Genomic DNA, 18,075 nt, shown 5'->3' with positions numbered 1-18,075 from the left:
TCTCCTATGATAGAGAATCGTAGATTGCTTCTAAGTTTTCCTTGATCATTTCTTGGTAGGTCTTGTTTGAAGAAAGCTCTTCGTCAGTTGCAAACTCGAGTGTGTTGATTGGCTTAGCCTCAGCACCGATTTCATCTGCTAGGGTCTTTGCTTCCTTATCAGAACCGCCCATTTCGTAGAAGACTGTCTTAATTTTTTCAGCCTTAGCAAGATCAGATACTTCCTTAAGGACCTTAGCATCAGCTTCTCCAGTAGATGTTAGAGAGTTAAGTGGGATTTGCTCTAGGTCAAACTCACGAGCAAGGTAGCCAAAGGCTTGGTGAGGAACAATAAACTTCTTGTTATCTACATTTTTAAACTTATCCTTGTATTCAGTAACTATGTCATCAAGTTCTTTGGCAATCTTTTCGTAATTTGCCATGTAGTAATCCTTGTTGGCAGGGTCTACTTCTGAAAGCTTATCAGCTATTACCTTAGCTTGAGCCTTACCATTTGCTGGATCTAGCCATGTGTGTGGGTCAAACTCACCGTGGTGGTGATGTTCATGACCTTCCTCACCATCTTCATGGTCGTGATCATGGTCTGCATCTTCATGATCATGGTCGTGGTCTGCGTCTTCATGGTCATGATCGTGATCATCTTCGCTTGCCTTAATAAGATCGATTCCCTCGCTTGTATTTACAATATCAATATCTACTGTGTTTTTTACGGCTTCTTCCCACTCTTCCATACCAGCACCATTTACAAACATAAGTTTTGAAGTAGATAATTCTGCAATTTCCTTTGCAGAAGGCTCAAATCCATGACTTTCTGTCTTAAGATTTGTAAAAGATTTCACCTCAAACTTATCTCCTGCGATTTGCTTAGTAAGATTATAGATTGGGAAAAATGAAGCATAGATTACATTTTCTTCACTAGCTTTTTCAGCAGATGAATCCTTCTTATCTTCACTAGACTTAGCTTGGTCTTTGCTATCTTCCTTTACGGTCATCTCTTCTTTTGTCTCGTTAGAGTCAGTCTTTGCATTTTCTGAAGCATTGTTTCCACAAGCAGCAAGAACTGCACTTAAGGCTAAAACTCCTATTATATTTTTAACTTTCATTTAAAACTCCTTTTCTTTTTGCAACCAGTTTGCAACAATCATTATATTATCATTTCTTTATCTGTCAAATGAAAGTATAATGAAAAAGAGGTGAGAATTTGAAAATAGAAAATATTCTTAAGGACAAGGGCCTAAGAATTACCAAACAAAGAAAGTTAATACTAGAAACAATTGCCAAGGAAGAAAACCCCATTTCTGCCGAAGAAATTTACGCAACAATAAAGGATAAGACCAAACTTGACCTATCCACAATCTACAGAAACCTAAACACTCTTGAAGAAGCAGAAATTCTTTTAAAGACAACCAACGTCGACGGCATTAGCTACTATCAGCTAAACAACGATGAGCACAAGCACTTCATAACCTGTACGTCTTGCAAGAAGAAGTTCGTCATAGAAAACTGCCCAGTCCACTTTCTAGAAGAAAAGATAGAAAAAGAAACAGGATTTCTAATAAACGGCCACAACTTCGAGTTCACAGGAATTTGCCCTGAGTGTCAAAAGAAGGAAAATCTAGAAAAATTATAAAACAAATACCAGAGCTAGCCTATTTCTAACTCTGGTATTATTAGTTGAAAAATAATCTATATTTTAATTTTCCTTTATCTATCTTTAGTCTTCCAATTCCGGATACAATTTAACTAAGTCTTCCTCGAACCTATCTTCTTTGATACTTTTAAGAGAATCTAGGAGTCTAAGATTATGCTTTTTAATTTCTATCTCTTTTTCAAATCCTAAGATATAGTTACTAGCTATTTTGTAAATGATTTCTGTTGGGGCTAGTCCATAGACTTGATTTTTAAAGATATGATTTAACCTATCTTTTCCATCTGGATAAACTTCTTTGATTGTTTCACTTCTATAAAGTCTCTTTACAATTTCTGCAATATATAAACCTGACTTCATGTAGGGATCTATAAAAGTAAAGTCCTTGTTATCGAAACAGCCAGGATTTTCCCTTTCAAGAAGATCTAGCATCTGATTTACAACTTTTCTCGGTGTAAAGATTTGGTTAGTTTTTTGAGGTGGTATATAGTCGAATATATCCCTTTTGACTTCTGGATCGAAATAATTGGCAAGCTTAACTTTTTTATCCAAAAATTCTTTCACAGAGTCATTAAATACTCGTTCATTGAAAAGATGACCTTCATAGTGCTTCATTTCACCAGTTTCTTCATCAAGATAATCATAGCCGTCTCTAAGCATCCTAAATTCATCTATACTTATGCTTGTAACTTCAAGAAAGACTTCATTTGGAATAATTTTATCAAAATTATCTAGCCTTGTATCATAATCACCGTAAGCCATGAGGAATGAAGGAATAGTTCTAGAAAAGCCCCTGAGATTGTCTCTCATCTTATCTTCTTCAGTCTTCTTTTCTCTTTCTCTATTGTCATTTTCAATTATTTCAGTAGTAGCAATAGTATAATCTTCGATTGTTTTATAATCGTTGACAGCCTCTCTAACTTTTTTGCTAAATTCATCATACTTGGACTCATATAAGTCGTTATATTTTTTATCAATAGCACTAGATTCAATTGATGATTTTGATTTAGAAAGTTCTTCTTTCCTTTGGCTTTCTATGGTATTTCTTTCAATCTCATAGTTTCCAAATTCTTTTTTGACAATAGAAGCAACTTTATCTTCAATAGTCCTTTGAATTTTTCTTTCAGTTGACCTTACCATTTCATCTTTATATTCTTCCTTAGCCGTGTCTACTATAATCTTGCTTATTGGCTTGGTATAGGTATCTAAGACCTCTTCTAATTGGGTTTTTCTAGGAGTTTTCACAAGAACTAAGTCAGATTGAGCCTGATCTATGCCATATTCTATGTCCTTATAAATTTTTTTACCAAAGACTTTTTGTGCTTGCCATATAATTTTCTCTTCTGGAATATCTATTTGGCCATTTTCATCAAGGTCTAATTCATCAGCAGTATCATCATCCATATTTATAGGTATCTTTTTACCTTCCTTATAAGATTTCATCTTCTTGATGGTTTCTTTTATCTCTTGGGGAGCCCTAAAGATATTCGAAATATTTGCAAAAAGGAAGTTTGACATAAAGCCACGATTTACAACTTCATAAGCCTTAATCTTTCTTGGAATAGATAAAACTTTTTCTGCATCTAGTTCAATCATAACCCCATCTTCATCTTCCCCATATACTGGGAAAAAGTTTAGAAGTTCTCTGACTTGCCTTTTCCTAGTCTCATCGTCTCCTCCACCACCACTTGTAGTAGGATGTAGGTCATTGGCAAATTGTTCAAAAATATCTAAGGTTCTTGCTGGATCAAAGTCAAAAACATAGGCGTTTTTCTTCCTAAAATGTTTGCCTCCATTAGAAAATAGACAGGGATTTTGTGCTCTAAAAGCCGCCTGCATATAAAGAGAAGGAGACTTCATATTGGCAAGCATTAGGACTGCTGTCCACTCGGGTACAGTTATACCTGTAGTAAGTTGGCCAACAGATAGGGTAATGGTCTTATCGTAATTTTTTATAGCGTCTCTTACACGGTCCAAAGACTCTTCTGTAATTACTTCATCATCTATCTTGCCATCACCTGCGGCAAGGACAATCTTATAGTCCTTAAAAACCGGATTTAGTTCAAGCTTTCTCTTAAGAGCCTTGGCAGAATCAACCCTGTTTAGAATCCAAAAGGAGTGTTTTATCTCATCCCTAAGCTCTGGTGTAGAAAATGGAAACTTAGTTCTATTCTCATCCGTAAGTGCATCCAAGAACTTATCCACATCATCACCATAGACAAAGGCTCCTCTCTCATTTGTTGAGAAAAATTCATTAAGATCAAAGGCATACTCAACACTTTCTCCATCAAGATCTATCCCATCATCAAGCTCATCTCTTATAATATCTGAAATCTGATAGGTAAAAAGATTGAGCCTTGGCAGGGTTTCATAAGGATTTTCTCCAAGATCTTCTGAAACAAAATCTCTTTTTGCTCTTTGTTCATCAGCATAGGTCCAATTGTAGATTGCATCGTCTGCAAATTTGAAATTGGAAAGGGCCTTAAAAGGTGTTCCAGAAAGATGGAGGGTATTAGCTCTTTCAATTTGGTTAAAAGCTTGGTCTGTCTTGTAGGTATCCACGCCCTCGTGAGCCTCATCGATTATTAGTATATCCCAATTGATATTTGCAACTTCCTCAAGCTTTGGAATATCACCACCAAAGTGGATTGACCCCTTGAGGTCTTGAAGGCTTACAAATTCTATAAATCCCTTGGTCTTATTAAGGTCTACCTTGTCCATATACTCATCTCTAGTCAAGACAAATTTCTTATCCCTAAGGGCATCCACTCGACTAATAAAGAAATAACCACTAGCTGGACCTATGAATTTAACAAAATCATCATACCAAGAGTTCGCAATAGCAGGTCTATTTGTAACAATCAAGATTTTCTCAAAACCCATCTTCATACAAAGGTCATAAGAAGCGAGAGTTTTACCAAAACGTGGTTTGGCATTCCAGAGGAATTCTCCCTTATCATGGTTTTTAAAATATTTCATTGTTATGTCTACTGCGTTAGCTTGTTCGTTCCTAAGTATATAAGGAGCAGGTTTTAAGTTTGTTTCTATAAGTCCTCTATTTTCCTTAAATTCATCAAATTTATTTTTGGCAAGCAAAGGATCAATCTTAAACCATTCAAGCCCTGGCTCTCTTTCAATATTATTGTTTTCAAGGTATTTATGAAAATCAGAATCCCTAAAGGTATCGTTTGAGCCTTCGTAGACGGCGTTTTTCTCCCATTCGATTTTGTATATAATGCCAGTAGTGCCCACTTGCTCTCTGACCCTAGTTTCTACATCTCTTTCAGTAAAACCAATCTTTGTCCATCCCTCGTGGTAGGTCACACCAGGAGTAGTATAGGCATAGCATATAGGGATAATTTCCTTGGTGGTAGAAATCTTTGCTTCAGTCATTATTCCATCTCCTGTACTTTTTCTTCGATAAATTCAATCTCTTCAGAACTTAGGCCATATTTTTTGTACAATTGCTGGTCAATCTCAGCAATAGACTGTGACCAGTCAATGTCTGAGTTTTCTGTGAAGTCTTGGAGTGGGACATTTTCCCATACTTTTGAATTTTTGTTTCCTTGAGTAACTTTCTTTGAATTTAGCATGGCTCTAGCGAATTTAGTTTTTATATATTTCAAACTATTATTTGCTTCTTGAAATTCACTGAAATTTCCAAATGTTACAAACGTTTCGGTATATCCTTCCATAGGTTTTCCAACAAATGGGTCGCTTAAAGTTTCTCCAAAGATACCGCTACCATTAGAACTAGGAAGCACCAATTTATAATTGTAGAAATTTTCTGGTGGAATCAAATAATTTTTATTAAAATATTTTGTCGTTCTTTTGTAATTTTTTCTTCCAACAATTTCAATACTATTTTCATCTATTTTATCATCTAAAAAAGCTTCTGGAAATTTTTTGAAACAAGATGATGATAGATATCTCCTTGAACCTCCAGACACTCTATTTTCAAAGTCAGGATTTTCTTCATAAAATAATTTATCGTATTTATAACTTGTATTTGAAAAAATAATTATATTAAAAAAATCGCTGGTAATATTTTTTACTTTTCTAACTATATTTTCGATTTCATTGTGAGGATAAAATATTCGTACTGGCTCAAAGGTTTTTGTATTATCCCATGAAGTAATAGCTACACCACCCTTGATATCAGTCGTAGGAAATACTTTAGATCCTACTGGCTCATAATTCAATATTTTAAAGTGAGGACTATTTAGCATTTTTTTATTCCATTTTGATGGAGTTTTCCCGCTGTCGAATATAAATCTAGACGGCGTAATAAAGGTTATATTATTTCCAATGCTTATTGATCCGTCATAAAAGAAATGATAAATAGGGGGCTCTTCACTCCTGCCTTCTACAGTTTCATTAAATGGCGGATTACCCACCACAAAATCAAATTTTTTCATATAAACTCCTTCATTGATGCATAGGTCTGGCTCTTGTTGGCCTTCCAATCATAAATCCTACAGGCCACAGGTTCTCTTTCTTCTTCTTCGCTAACTTCCAAAAAACTTAACTGGTCAGGCTCACCTGCAGGCGCTCCAAAAGGAACATTATCCGTGAGTCCATCCATCTGCCAGAGGTTCCAAGAAATGATATTGGCAAGCTTCTCAAGAACTTTTTTTTCCACATCACAATCCCATCTTCTCTCATAATAATCTACAAAGGTCAATAGAACATTTATCCTCGCTATCAAAAGGCTATCGCCCTGGTATTCATAACCATAAGAAGCCTGAACAGCCCTTATAGCCCATTTGATCCAGTCTTCTTTGTTTTGTGTATTTTCATTAACAATTCTTAGTTTCCTATCAAGGATTCCTATCCTATTAATAGTGTGTCTAATAATTTTGCTTGTCGCTACATCATATCTAGAAACTAGATAGGGTCCTTCTCCGCAAGTTATTTCAAGTCTTGGAGAATCCACATAATCCTTCCAGGTCTTTCCTTCAGGAAATATAATTTTCTCTCTAACAGGATCCCAAGTCTCTCCCTTTTGAACATTGAAGACATCTTTTCTCCCAAACCAGACTTCGTCACAATAATTATTCATAAAGTTGACCACCCAGCTAGGAGTATAAACTTCAGCCTTCTTCCTGGTACGCTCAAGTTGGGTTGCTTGAGACTTGCTAGTCCTAGGCTCAAGACTAAAGCCATGATTAAATACAGCTTCACTAATCTGAGCCCTATCATCAAAACTCTCCCCAAGATATTCATAAGTATTGGTCGCCCATATAATATTCTTTTTAGTTGACTTATCCTTAAGTAACTTCTTTAAAGTTAACCTTATAGGATAAGAGTCAAAATCAATCAACGGTTGTTCCATAATAACCTCAAATCTATAGATAAATATTATTTGTATAATATTCTTACTTAATAAATATTATATCATTTAATTCACTAAAATAACACTAACACATTTAACCTTCTTTGACCTTTGCAGACATTAAAGGTACTATTATTGTATAAAATAGTTATTAGCTGTTTGTTTCATTAATGGAAACCAGAACACTAGTATCCAATTTACACATATACAATAATAAAGGAGGCGCAATATACTAAATAATAAGGATATAGAGACAATATCAGTCAATGCAGTTAAGAATAGCATAACCATAACTGAATGCTTAGAAGAATTTATTTCAGACAATGATAAGGAACCTTCATGGGACGGGCACATTATTATATATGAAAAGATAAAGGGTCATAAGTCTAATATAATTGGTAGAGTCCCAGTTCAAGTAAAAGGAAAAATTAAAAAGAATCAATCATCGGACGAAATCTCATATATTATGAAAGTTTCTGATTTAAGAAACTATTTTAATGATGGAGGATGTTTTTTATTTGTTGTATATATTAATCCCGGCAACACACAAGAAACCAAAATATACTACAATGCCCTCACACCTATTAAATTAAAAAACATTCTTAAAAATGTAAGTAAACAAAAAAATAAATCATTGAAGCTTAAGGCTTTTCCTACTGAGAATGCTAAGAAAGAGATTATTCTTAAAAATTTCTATATGGATTGTAAAAGACAAACTAGCTTTAATTTAAATGATTATATACAATTAGATCAAATAGGAAAAATAGATAAAATTGAAGAAATAGTTATACCTATTTCTTCAACCTCAAAATTTGAATCTTATAAAACATTACTAGAAAATGATCATTATTTTTACGCAAGACTAAAGGGCAGTTCAACTCTTATACCTGTTAATGCTTTACCAAAAGTTCATAGCATAAGCAATATTATGGATACTAGTATATCAGTAAATGGAAAAATATATTATAATAAAATAAAAATCATAAGAAAAATAGATCAATATATATTACGTATTGGAGAAAGTTTAAATTTGATTTTTAATGAAACAGATGATCATTTTAAGATAAATTATGAAAGTTCCAGCAAAGCTAGAGTATTAGCAAAAGATCTTGAGTTCAACATTAAAATATTAGAAGAAGGATACTTTAGGATTAATGACGAGATAATTGAAATAGATAGGAAGAAACTAAGTTATAATAATTTTGATATAAATCAAATGAAGCAAAAATTAGAATTTACAAAAGACGTTGTTAAAACTCTTGATATATTGGGATGTAAAGAAGACATAAATTTTAATGAATTGGAAAAACAAGATTTAAAACATTTAAATGTATTAATTAGTGCTTTTGTTTACGATAGAAATATTGTTATAAATGAAGATATTGGCAATTCTCTACATTATGTTAATGTCGGTAATCTTAAATTTCTATTATTCTTTGAAGAACTAGAAGCCCATAATAAATTTAAATTAAATGATTTCTTTGATATTCATTTATATTCTAAACATATCGAAGAAGATAAAGAAACTAAATATTATGATGTGTCTCAATTCCTTACTCTAAGTACTAATGATATTCTTACCTTAAACAACATAGATTTTACTAAAATTATCCTTGATTTTAAAGAAATCGATCATAACAAGTACACTTTTCCTAGTGCAAATTCTTTTCTTATAGAACTGTTATTAGCTTTAGACAAGGCTAAAGGAATAAGAAAAGAGGAAATTACAGAGACCTGTGTAGAGCTTGCTCAATGGATAAGAACATCACCTGATGATGAGCTAGAACAAGAAATTAAAATTTTAAATCTACTTCAAGTTTATAAAAGGCAGAGAAATTTAACAGATGATGAAATTGATGAATTATATAGAATTATAGAAAATAAATCAAACAATTATCAATATATGGTAGGAGCCTATCTGTTATTGGAACAGCAAAGGCAAGCAAACAGATATTTCATGAAAATGTCAGATATCGATCAAGATAATTTTAGAAAACTTCCAATATATCACTTTTGGAGGAATGATTAAATAAGATAATTATCTATTATTCCTATAATATTACTCTTTATTCGTTAAATATTTATTATTTATAATCAACAAGCTTTATCAAGCACTTAATCAATTTCTCCACAAAAAAATCGGCAAGCTTTTGATAAGCTTTTGCCGATTTATTTTCATTTTTCAACTTTTCTAATATATTTTTCCTTGTTAAAGGATCCTACTGAGTTTGCTACTATTATTGTTCCAGTGGCATCTCCTGAGATGTTTATGGCAGATCTTGCCATGTCTAGGATTCTGTCAATACCCATGATCATCGCTATTCCTTCTACTGGAAGTCCTACTGATTGAAGGACCATGGATAGGGTGATTAGTCCGACAGATGGGATTCCTGCTGTTCCTACTGATGCTATTGTCGCTGTAAGTATTACTGTAGCAAAGTCTGCTGCCGTTAGGTCGATGTTATAGGCGTTTGCAATAAAGACTACCGCAACTCCCTGCATGATGGCAGTTCCGTCCATGTTGATGGTCGCTCCTAGGGGAATGGTAAAGGAAGATATTTTTCTATCTACTCCCATTTCTTCTAGGGTTTTGATATTTACTGGAACTGTTGCGTTACTTGATGCAGTAGAGAAGGCGAAGGTCATTACTGGAGCAAACTTCTTTAGGAAGTTTATCGGATTGACTCTAGTAAATACTGTAAGTAAGACCATGTAGACAAGTATAAGTTGTACTAAAAGTCCACCAAGTACAGTCGCCATGTATGATAGCATGGAGATTATTACATCATAACCAAGAGATGCGAAGGTCCTTGATATGAGGAAGAATACTCCGATTGGGGCAAGTTTCATTACCCACATGGTCATTCCCATCATTAGATCGTTCATCTCTGTCACGACATTTCCCAATGTGATTAGCCTATCTTCCATAGAAGCTATGAGTAGACCTACTATAACTGCAAATATAATTATTTGGATCATTTCTCCATTGGCTAGGGCACCTATTGGGTTGGTTGGAACAAAGTTTAGGATGGTTTTTGATAGGGAGAATTCTTCTCCTCCGTCTACCTCGAACTCATTAGCTCCTAGGCTCATATTCATTCCCTTGCCTGGACCGATAATTCTTGCAAGCATTAGGGATAAAAATATTGCAAGAGCTGTTGTACATATATAAAATAATACAATTCTTACTCCAACCTTACCTAGGGTTTCCGTATCTCCTAAGTTTCTACAGCCGTCCGCTATAGAGAAGAATACTAGTGGAACTACTAGCATTTGCATAAGCCTGATAAAAACTTGTCCTATGGTGTAAAATATTCCTTCTACTAGGACATCATCACGGAAGTGGCCGGCTGGCATGAAGTAGTGGATTAGGATTCCAACTACAAGTCCTGCAATTAAGGCTATAAATATTTGTTGGGAGAGTCCTAGTTTCTTTTTCTTATTTTTTTCCATTCAGTCCCTCCTTGTCGATGTACTCGTGCAGAGCGGATTTCCAATCGTTAAATCTATATCCACCTGTTATATCTAGGTAGTAATTTCTAATTCCTCTAAAGCTTGGTACCATGTCAACTTTGCTTTCATCGATTACTTCCTCGATTTCTGCCTCTAGTCCCATATAGTTCATTACTTCTTGGGCAAATTCCTTATGAGAGCAATAGCCTTCGCATGAAGCGTGGTAGGTGCCGAAGTTACTTGTTTTGATTAATTCTATTAGGAACTTACTTAGCTCAAAGGCTGGTGTTGGTGATGAGATCCTATCTTTTGGCATTATAACCTTGCCCTTTTTGGCTTGGTCTATTATATTTTCTACGAAGGCATTTTCCCTGGAATATAGTCTAGACACTCTGATTATAAAGTAGTAGTTTGAGAAGTTTCTTACGAATTCTTCACCTAAAAACTTACTCTTACCATAGACCGTGTTAGGTCTTGGCGTATCTATTTCCTTGAAGGGATTGATTGTGTTACCGTCGAAGACATCTCCTGTCGATAGTTGGACGATTTTGGTCTGGTGACGGTTGGCTGCTATGGCTATGTTTTTGGCGCCTATAGCATTTAAAAGATAAGCCTCGTCGGGATTTTTCTCACATTCATTCTTCTTGGATAGACCTGAGGCATTTACGATTATGGTTGGCCTAAGTCTTTCTATAAATGTAGAAACTTCCTTTTGATTTGTAATATCGACTTCATTTTTGTCTGTTGCAACTATTTCTGCATCGATTGGATCTAGGTATCTATAGATAGTAGAGCCGAGTCTACCGTGAGATCCTGTTATCCAAATCTTATCTCTTACTCCAAGTTTCATAAGAACCTCTTTTCTATTTTTAATGTTTCTATTGTATTATTATATACTTTAATGAAAATTTAGCAATGTTTTACAGCTATTCACTAAGGCACAGATTGTAAGTTCATTTTTACTTGCAAAAGAAAAAAGTTCGACGAATCGAACTAAAATGGCAGGCCTGGAGGGAATCGAACCCCCATCTTTGGCTTCGGACACCCTTGTTTTGCCACTAAACTACAGACCCATTTGTGATAGTGATATTGGAATATCCTATTGGATTTAGGAATCTCAAAGGCAGGAAGGTATTTCCTAGCCCACTATCGACATATATTATACCATTTTTATATGAGAATACTCCCGAATCATAATCAGGAAGAAAGCCCTCGCCGGGACTAATAAGGGCTCCAATCAGAGGAAGCCTTACTTGTCCACCATGGGTGTGACCTGAGAAGATAAAGTCAAAGTCGCTAAGTCCCTCCGCCCTTACATCCCTTGACAGATGGCTTAGGATGATATTAATAGAATCATTTTCGGGCTTATATTTTTCGTAAAATCTTGCATAGTGGCCCAGACCATATAGATTTATTTTATTTTCCCCCACATAGAAAGATCTTTGATCATTAAATAAATATACAATGCCTAGCTTTTTTATTTCTCTAGCAAAGACATCGAGATTGGGACCTGCTTCCTCATGGTTGCCGCTTATATAATAGCAGGGAAATCCTAGACTCATCAAGTGCCTTAAGAAAAATACTGACCTTTCTATCTTTCTTTCTGTCCCATAATCTATAATATCTCCTGTAAGGATAATAAAGTGAGGATTGAAATCCTTAATCTTTCCAAGGACTTCTCCTAGATTGGCAAGGACATTGGAATGAAAGTCCGATATCTGTGTGATTCTTATAGGACTTTTAGCCTTTTTTGAGTAAAGAGTCACCCTCTTTTCCTTGGCATAGAAACACTGTCTGTTGATGTAATAGCCTAGGCCAAGACCTGCTCCCAAAAGTCCTAGGCCTATTTTTCTCTTATTCATTTAAATCGTCCAAGTACAAGCCACTTGCCATATCTGATGCAATCTTAAAACCTAGCCTTGGAGAAGTTGAAAGGCCTGTGATATTTGGACCGTCGACTGCGGTAGCCCTCTTAAATTGTGATGCTGAAAATCTCTTGAAATATGAAACAAGCCATTTCTTGATAACTTCATCTTCATAATCATCCCTAAAGGCAAGTCTTGCCAAGTCATATATTTCTTTTGGTCTTCTGTGGTATTTTAAATGATGGTAGATGAAAAAGTCAATTAGCTCGTAAGGACCTATTATATCTTCTGTCTTTTGGCTAATAGTACCCTTATCTTCACTCTTAAGCTCTGGAGAGATTGGCGTATCGATTATATCTTTTAGGACCTTGCCAAGGTCTTTATTTTCAGTATTCTCAGCAATGTGACCTACGATAAAGCGAAGGTGGGTCTTGGTCAGGGTCGCATTTAGGGCATAGTTACTGATATGGTCCCCGTTAAAGGTCGCAAATCCCTGCATGCATTCAGATAAGTCCCCAGTTCCTATCACAATTCCCCCATACATATTGGCAAGGTCAAGGAGGACTTGGGTCCTTTCTCTGGCTTGGGCGTTTTCGTAGGCTGTATCTTGGCTTTCTAGGTCGTGGCCAATATCAGCTAGGTGGACCTTCACTGCTTCTGATATATCAATCTCAGTAAGCTTAATTCCCAAAGCCTCACATAGGATATAGGCATTGAACTTAGTTCTCTTGCTTGTGGCAAATGCTGGCATAGTGTAGGCGTGGATTTTCTCCTTAGATATGCCAGCCTTTTTGTAAGCATAGGTTAGGAATATAAGGGCCATAGTTGAATCAAGGCCACCGGATACTCCGATAAAGGTATCTTCTACACCAATTTTTCTCATCCTTGTAAGAAGAGCAGAGGATGCTATTTCTAAGACGTCCCTTACAAATATATCCTCATCTTCCTTTTTTGGTAAATATGGAAACTTGTCTACCTCTATCTTTTCATCTGTAAAATTATTGAAAGAGCTTGGACTGTTTTCATCTAGATCGAAGTCCTTGGTGTAAGAGACTCCCTCATTTTCCTTAACAGATATAAGCTTCCCATCATCTGCTATAAGGTTAAGCCCTTGAAAGACTGTATCCGTACTTGATTCTCCCTTCCCGGTCCCAGTCGATACGTAAACTGTGTTTTTGGAAAGAAATTTGATATCTCCTATAGTCTTATCTATGGATAAGGCTTGTTTTTCGTAGGCGTTTGGGTTTAGGATAATATCTGCTCCCCTATCCTTAAAGAAAAGCGAAGACGGACTATTTGTCCTTTCATCTTCCCCTATAGCTACACCGATCTTAAGTCCGCCGACTTCTACTGGAGAGATGATATCTGCAGGAAAATCGCAAGAACCTAGGGTAAAATAGTTCGGAGTTTCTGTAGAAAATATCATCTTCTCGTAATTTTTTAACTCTTCTTTGACAAAACTTGTTAATATTTCACCTTTTTTGATGAAAATTATAGTATTGTAGAGCTTTCCTTCGCTTCTTAGAGGAGCTCCCAAGCTTATTAGCAAATCATAAGCCTTGGAGAAGTCAATGAGATCTACTAATGCCTCTTCTACCCTTTTTATTAGGACCTCTTCCTTATATAAGTCATACAAAGAAGCTCCCGTAAGGGCAAGCTCTGGTAAGGAGATGATATTTACTCCTTCCTTTTCTGCATTTTTAACTATATTTTTAATTTTTTCTAAATTTTTGCCGACTTGACCTAATTCAAGGTCGAAGTTAGTCGCTAGTATTTTAATATTTTTCTTCATAAGTACCTCTCCTTCTATTATATTTGATAAAGGTGTTTTAGTAAATTTTTTTATCTGATATAATTAAAGCGAGGTGAAATTTATGAAAATATATTTAGGATGTGACCTGTTTACTGAAGGTCAAAGACTTCAAGCAAAAAAGGTCCAAGACGCTTTAGAAAATGAATTTAAGGAAAAGATCGACCTATACAATCCAGCAGATAATCTAGAAATCAACGATAAGTCTGCTGGTTTTGCTAGTGGGGCAGATATTTTGTTGGCAGATTATAAGAGACTTAAAGAAAGCGACTTGCTTATTGCCTTAATGGATACCAAGGACTTGGGCCTTGCAGGAGAGATGGGCATAGCTTTCGAGAGAGGAATCCCAATCTTTGAGCTTTATACAGATATTAGGCTTACAGGAAATGATAGGGATGATAAGCTAAGAGAAATCAAAAAAGACGTCTTCCAAAACGACTTTCTCTATATCAACAAGCTTATTACAGGCCTTGCCTATGTAGATAAAGATGGAAATGAGTTTGATAAGCCAAGAATCTACAAGACTTCTGATGATTTGATAGAAGCCTTGAAGGAATTTATAGGTAAAAATCTCTAATTTAGAAAATACTTTATCTAATAAGTATTTTTTCTTAAACTAAAAATGATAAAAATTTGCACAGAAAAGAGGCCTTGCGGCCTCCTTTTATTTTTCTTCTTATGCGTTTTTAATTTCTTCTATTAGGGCTGGTACTACTTTGTGGAAGTCTCCTACTATACCGTAGTCACAGTTGTCGAAGAATGCTGCGCTTTCGTCGTTGTTGATTACAACTATTGTTCCAGCTTCTGGAATTCCTCTTAAGTGTTGCATTGCTCCTGAGATACCTACACCGATGTATAGTTTACCAGCAAATTTCTTACCTGATAGACCGATAAATCTATTTGTTGGAACGTATCCTCTAACTTGGGAAGCTGGTCTTGATGATGAAAGTACTGAGCCTGTTTCTTTGGCAAGTTCTTTGATCATTTCAAGGTTTTGTTCTTCACCAATTCCCATACCAGCAGCTACTACTGAGTCTGCTTCTTCGATTGCTCCTTCTAGATCCACGTCTTTCTTATCAAATGTGAATCCTTCTTTCTTTAGGGCTTCTACTAATTTCTTAGCAGCTTCTTTCTCATCTCCCTTGAAGATTTCTAGTTTTCTATCTCCTACTTGAGATTGTTTTTTCTTAGGAGCTTCCTTCTTCTTGTCTTTTTTAGCAGGTCTTGGAAGGATATATCCTGAGATTACTAGTCTCATTATTTCATTTGTTCCTTCGTAGATTTGTGTAATCTTAGAGTCTCTGTAGTATCTTTCTACATCTACTCCCTTGATAAATCCAGATCCACCGTAAAGTTGTAGGGCCTTGCTTGTAAGTTTCTCTGCCATATCTGATGCATATAGCTTAGCCATTGCAGCATCCTTACCATAAGGAACGTGGGCATCTTTCTTCTGAGCTGCATCATAGATTAATAGTCTAGCTGCCTTAAGCTCTGTTGCCATATCTGCTAGGATAAAGGAGTTGTGTTGCATTCTTGCGATTGCTTCTCCGAATTGTTCACGAGCAAGTCCGTATTCTTTAGCTGATTCATAAGCACCTTGAGCTATACCTAAAGCTTGGGAAGCTATACCAATTCTACCACCGTCTAGGATCATCATAGCATATTTGAAGCCCTTACCTTCTTCACCTAGGAGGTTTTCTTTTGGAACTTTTACATCCTTAAAGTGAAGCTCTGCGGTAACTGATGATCTGATACCGAGTTTGTCATATGGTTCAGAGAAGGTAAATCCTTCGAAATCTTTGTCTACGATAAACATTGATATACCGTGGTTACCCTTGCCAGGTGTTGTAACTGCTGTTACTAGATAAGTTTGTGCTTCTGGAGCGTTAGTAATGAAAATCTTCTTACCATTTAATACATAATGATCTCCCTTTAGAACAGCTGTAGTTTCTGTTCCAGCAGAGTCTGATCCTGCGTTTTCTTCTGTAAGTCCGAATCCACCTATGGACTTACCTGTTAGAAGAGGTCTTAGATATTTTTCCTTTTGCTCTTCATTACCAAATTCGTTAAGTCCCCAAGTACCTAGAGATGTATGGGCTGAGCAAATTACTCCTACACCACCATCCACTCTAGATAGCTCTTCTACTGCTATAGCGTAGTGTTGGTTAGTAAGTCCTGCTCCACCGTATTCTTCGGGAAATGGTATACCCATTAGTCCCATCTCTCCCATTTGTTTTACTATTTCTTTCGGAAATTCTTTAGTTTGGTCTAAGTGAAAAGCAATTGGTCTAATCTTTTCTTCAGCAAAATCTCTTACTACTTTTCTAAATTCTTCTAAATCTTTTGGTAAATTGTATCCCATTATATCTCCTTTTATAATTCATAATAAATTACATAAGTGTTCGTCCTACCATCCATAAAGCCTTAGATAAACTATTGATTAGGCATCATAAAACTATATTTCATCTCTCGTAAAATCTGTTAGATAGTTTTATAGTAGATAAGACGTATCATCCTAAAACTCATGTAATTGTTTTCATAATATATATACCCAAATAAATTATTTCTAACATACTTTCTTAGTAAAATATAAAAATTAATTTTTTTCGGATTATCACTGATAACAATAATCATTTATATATAATTTATTTTTTTTAAATATCTGGTATAATTTAATTAACAATAAATTATCAAAGGAGTTAGAATGCATAATATTATTGAAGTACTAGACAATATCTATTGGGTTGGAGTTAACGATAGAAGAATTGACAGATTCGAGAATATGTTTGAGCTAACAAACGGCGTTTGCTACAATTCATATGTCATAAGAGATGAGAAAAATGTTTTGATGGATTCTGTTGATGCTGCCTTCACTAGAAGATATATAGACAATATCAAGGCAAGTCTTGACGGAGAAGACCTTGACTATATAGTAATCGAGCACATGGAGCCAGATCACTGTAGAAATATCGATTTTTGTATGAGAGAATGGCCAAATGCAAAGTTTGTTGGAAATGCAAAGACCTTTAAGTTCTACGAACAATTCTACAATGATGAGTTTAAGGACAGATACTACGAAGTTAAAGATGGGGATGAGCTAAATCTTGGTAAGAGAAATCTAAAATTTGTCTTCACACCAATGGTTCACTGGCCAGAAGTTATGATGACTTACGAAACAACAGAAGGCCTCCTCTTCTCAGCAGATGCCTTTGGTTCCTTTAACGTAATCGAAGGAAATATTGATGCAGCTAAGGTAATCCACAAGGGAGACTGGCTAGAACAAGCTAGAAGATACTACATCAATATAGTAGGTAAGTTTGGCAAGATGGTTCAAAATGCCTTCAAGAAAATCGACGGCCTTCCAATAAATGCTATCCTTCCTCTTCACGGACCAGTATACAAGGATGAAGAATCAATAAACTTTATCATGGACAAATACAACCACTGGTCAACCTTTACAGCAGAAGAAGACGGAGTAGTTATTGTTTATGCATCAATGTATGGAGATACTGAAGAAGCAGCCGACATCCTCGCAGTTAAGCTTGCTGAACTTGGTGTTGAAAATATCAAGGTTTATGACGTTGCTGACTGGGATGTTTCATATCCAATTAGTGACTGCCACAGATTCTCTCACTCAGTATTTGCACCAATCAACTACAACTCAGGACTTTACTACAAGATGGATGCCTTCCTAAGAGAACTTGTTGGAACAGGATTTACTAACAAGTCTGTATCCTTCCTAAACAACTGGTCTTGGGGTGGTAGAAGTCTAGAGATTTCTAAGGAAATCCTATCTACTGCTAAGCTTGAATATATAGGAGAAGATGTAAAAATCAACTCTGGTGTCAAGATGGAACAAGTTGAACAAATCGCAGAACTTGCTAAAGCAATCAAAGCTGATATGGATAGCAAAAATAAATAAAATTTAATTAACCAGGTCTTTATTTGGACCTGGTTTTTTTGTA

13 protein-coding genes are annotated in these 18,075 nt (G+C 35.4%); 4 read left to right on the top strand and 9 right to left on the bottom strand.

Annotated elements, in window-relative coordinates:
* Positions 1-4: 4 nt before the first annotated feature.
* A complete protein-coding gene (locus tag APRE_RS02725) occupies positions 5-1,102 on the bottom strand; it encodes a metal ABC transporter solute-binding protein, Zn/Mn family (protein ID WP_015777474.1) in 1,098 nt (365 codons plus the stop codon).
* Positions 1,103-1,200: 98 nt separating this feature from the next.
* Here APRE_RS02725 and APRE_RS02720 point away from each other — a divergent pair, with 98 nt between their 5' ends.
* The gene (locus tag APRE_RS02720) at positions 1,201-1,629 is read left to right on the top strand and encodes a Fur family transcriptional regulator (protein ID WP_015777473.1); all 429 of its coding nucleotides are present in this window, start codon (positions 1,201-1,203) and stop codon (positions 1,627-1,629) included.
* A gap of 84 nt (positions 1,630-1,713) precedes the next feature.
* On the opposite strand, the gene APRE_RS02715 is transcribed toward APRE_RS02720, so the two are convergent.
* The 3 genes from APRE_RS02715 to APRE_RS02705 are packed head-to-tail and all read right to left on the bottom strand — an operon-like array spanning position 1,714 to position 6,982.
* A complete protein-coding gene (locus APRE_RS02715; RefSeq protein ID WP_015777472.1) occupies positions 1,714-5,040 on the bottom strand; it encodes a DEAD/DEAH box helicase in 3,327 nt (1,108 codons plus the stop codon).
* Positions 5,040-6,065 carry an Eco57I restriction-modification methylase domain-containing protein gene (locus APRE_RS02710; protein WP_015777471.1) on the bottom strand — a complete coding sequence of 342 codons (1,026 nt, stop codon included), beginning with the start codon at positions 6,063-6,065 and terminating at the stop codon, positions 5,040-5,042. The genes APRE_RS02715 and APRE_RS02710 overlap by 1 nt, the downstream gene beginning before the upstream one ends.
* The gene (locus tag APRE_RS02705) at positions 6,062-6,982 is read right to left on the bottom strand and encodes a hypothetical protein (RefSeq protein WP_015777470.1); all 921 of its coding nucleotides are present in this window, start codon (positions 6,980-6,982) and stop codon (positions 6,062-6,064) included. The genes APRE_RS02710 and APRE_RS02705 overlap by 4 nt, the downstream gene beginning before the upstream one ends.
* Positions 6,983-7,211: 229 nt before the next feature.
* Between APRE_RS02705 and APRE_RS02700 the strand changes: the two genes are divergently transcribed.
* A complete protein-coding gene (locus tag APRE_RS02700; protein ID WP_015777469.1) occupies positions 7,212-9,011 on the top strand; it encodes a DUF4365 domain-containing protein in 1,800 nt (599 codons plus the stop codon).
* A 146-nt stretch (positions 9,012-9,157) separates the two neighbouring features.
* Here the strand turns inward: APRE_RS02700 and APRE_RS02695 are convergent, their stop codons facing one another.
* From APRE_RS02695 to nadE, 4 genes are all read right to left on the bottom strand, one after another.
* On the bottom strand, positions 9,158-10,435 hold the full coding sequence (locus APRE_RS02695; RefSeq protein WP_015777468.1) for a dicarboxylate/amino acid:cation symporter: 1,278 nt from the start codon (positions 10,433-10,435) through the stop codon (positions 9,158-9,160).
* Positions 10,422-11,285, bottom strand: coding sequence for an SDR family oxidoreductase (locus APRE_RS02690; protein WP_015777467.1), 864 nt, complete (start codon positions 11,283-11,285; stop codon positions 10,422-10,424). Before APRE_RS02690 ends, APRE_RS02695 begins: the two co-directional genes overlap by 14 nt.
* Before the next feature lie 208 nt (positions 11,286-11,493).
* The gene (locus tag APRE_RS02685) at positions 11,494-12,297 is read right to left on the bottom strand and encodes a metallophosphoesterase (protein ID WP_015777466.1); all 804 of its coding nucleotides are present in this window, start codon (positions 12,295-12,297) and stop codon (positions 11,494-11,496) included.
* Complete coding sequence (nadE, locus tag APRE_RS02680; RefSeq protein WP_015777465.1) at positions 12,290-14,092, bottom strand: NAD(+) synthase; 1,803 nt, start codon at positions 14,090-14,092, stop codon at positions 12,290-12,292. Before nadE ends, APRE_RS02685 begins: the two co-directional genes overlap by 8 nt.
* Before the next feature lie 82 nt (positions 14,093-14,174).
* On the opposite strand from nadE, the gene APRE_RS02675 reads away from it, so the two are divergent.
* Positions 14,175-14,687 (top strand): nucleoside 2-deoxyribosyltransferase, encoded by a 513-nt coding sequence (locus APRE_RS02675; protein ID WP_015777464.1) that lies wholly within the window; start codon positions 14,175-14,177, stop codon positions 14,685-14,687.
* A gap of 99 nt (positions 14,688-14,786) precedes the next feature.
* Here APRE_RS02675 and APRE_RS02670 read toward each other — a convergent pair whose 3' ends face one another.
* Positions 14,787-16,472 carry an acyl-CoA dehydrogenase family protein gene (locus APRE_RS02670; protein ID WP_015777463.1) on the bottom strand — a complete coding sequence of 562 codons (1,686 nt, stop codon included), beginning with the start codon at positions 16,470-16,472 and terminating at the stop codon, positions 14,787-14,789.
* 342 nt (positions 16,473-16,814) lie between these two features.
* Here APRE_RS02670 and APRE_RS02665 point away from each other — a divergent pair, with 342 nt between their 5' ends.
* Positions 16,815-18,032: an FprA family A-type flavoprotein gene (locus APRE_RS02665; protein WP_015777462.1), complete on the top strand. Its 1,218-nt coding sequence runs from the start codon at positions 16,815-16,817 to the stop codon at positions 18,030-18,032.
* Positions 18,033-18,075: the final 43 nt, after the last annotated feature.

Origin of the sequence: Anaerococcus prevotii DSM 20548, assembly GCF_000024105.1 — a bacterium.
Classification (GTDB): Bacteria; Bacillota; Clostridia; order Tissierellales; family Peptoniphilaceae; genus Anaerococcus; species Anaerococcus prevotii.
This window is presented reverse-complemented; position numbering and strand designations above follow the sequence as displayed.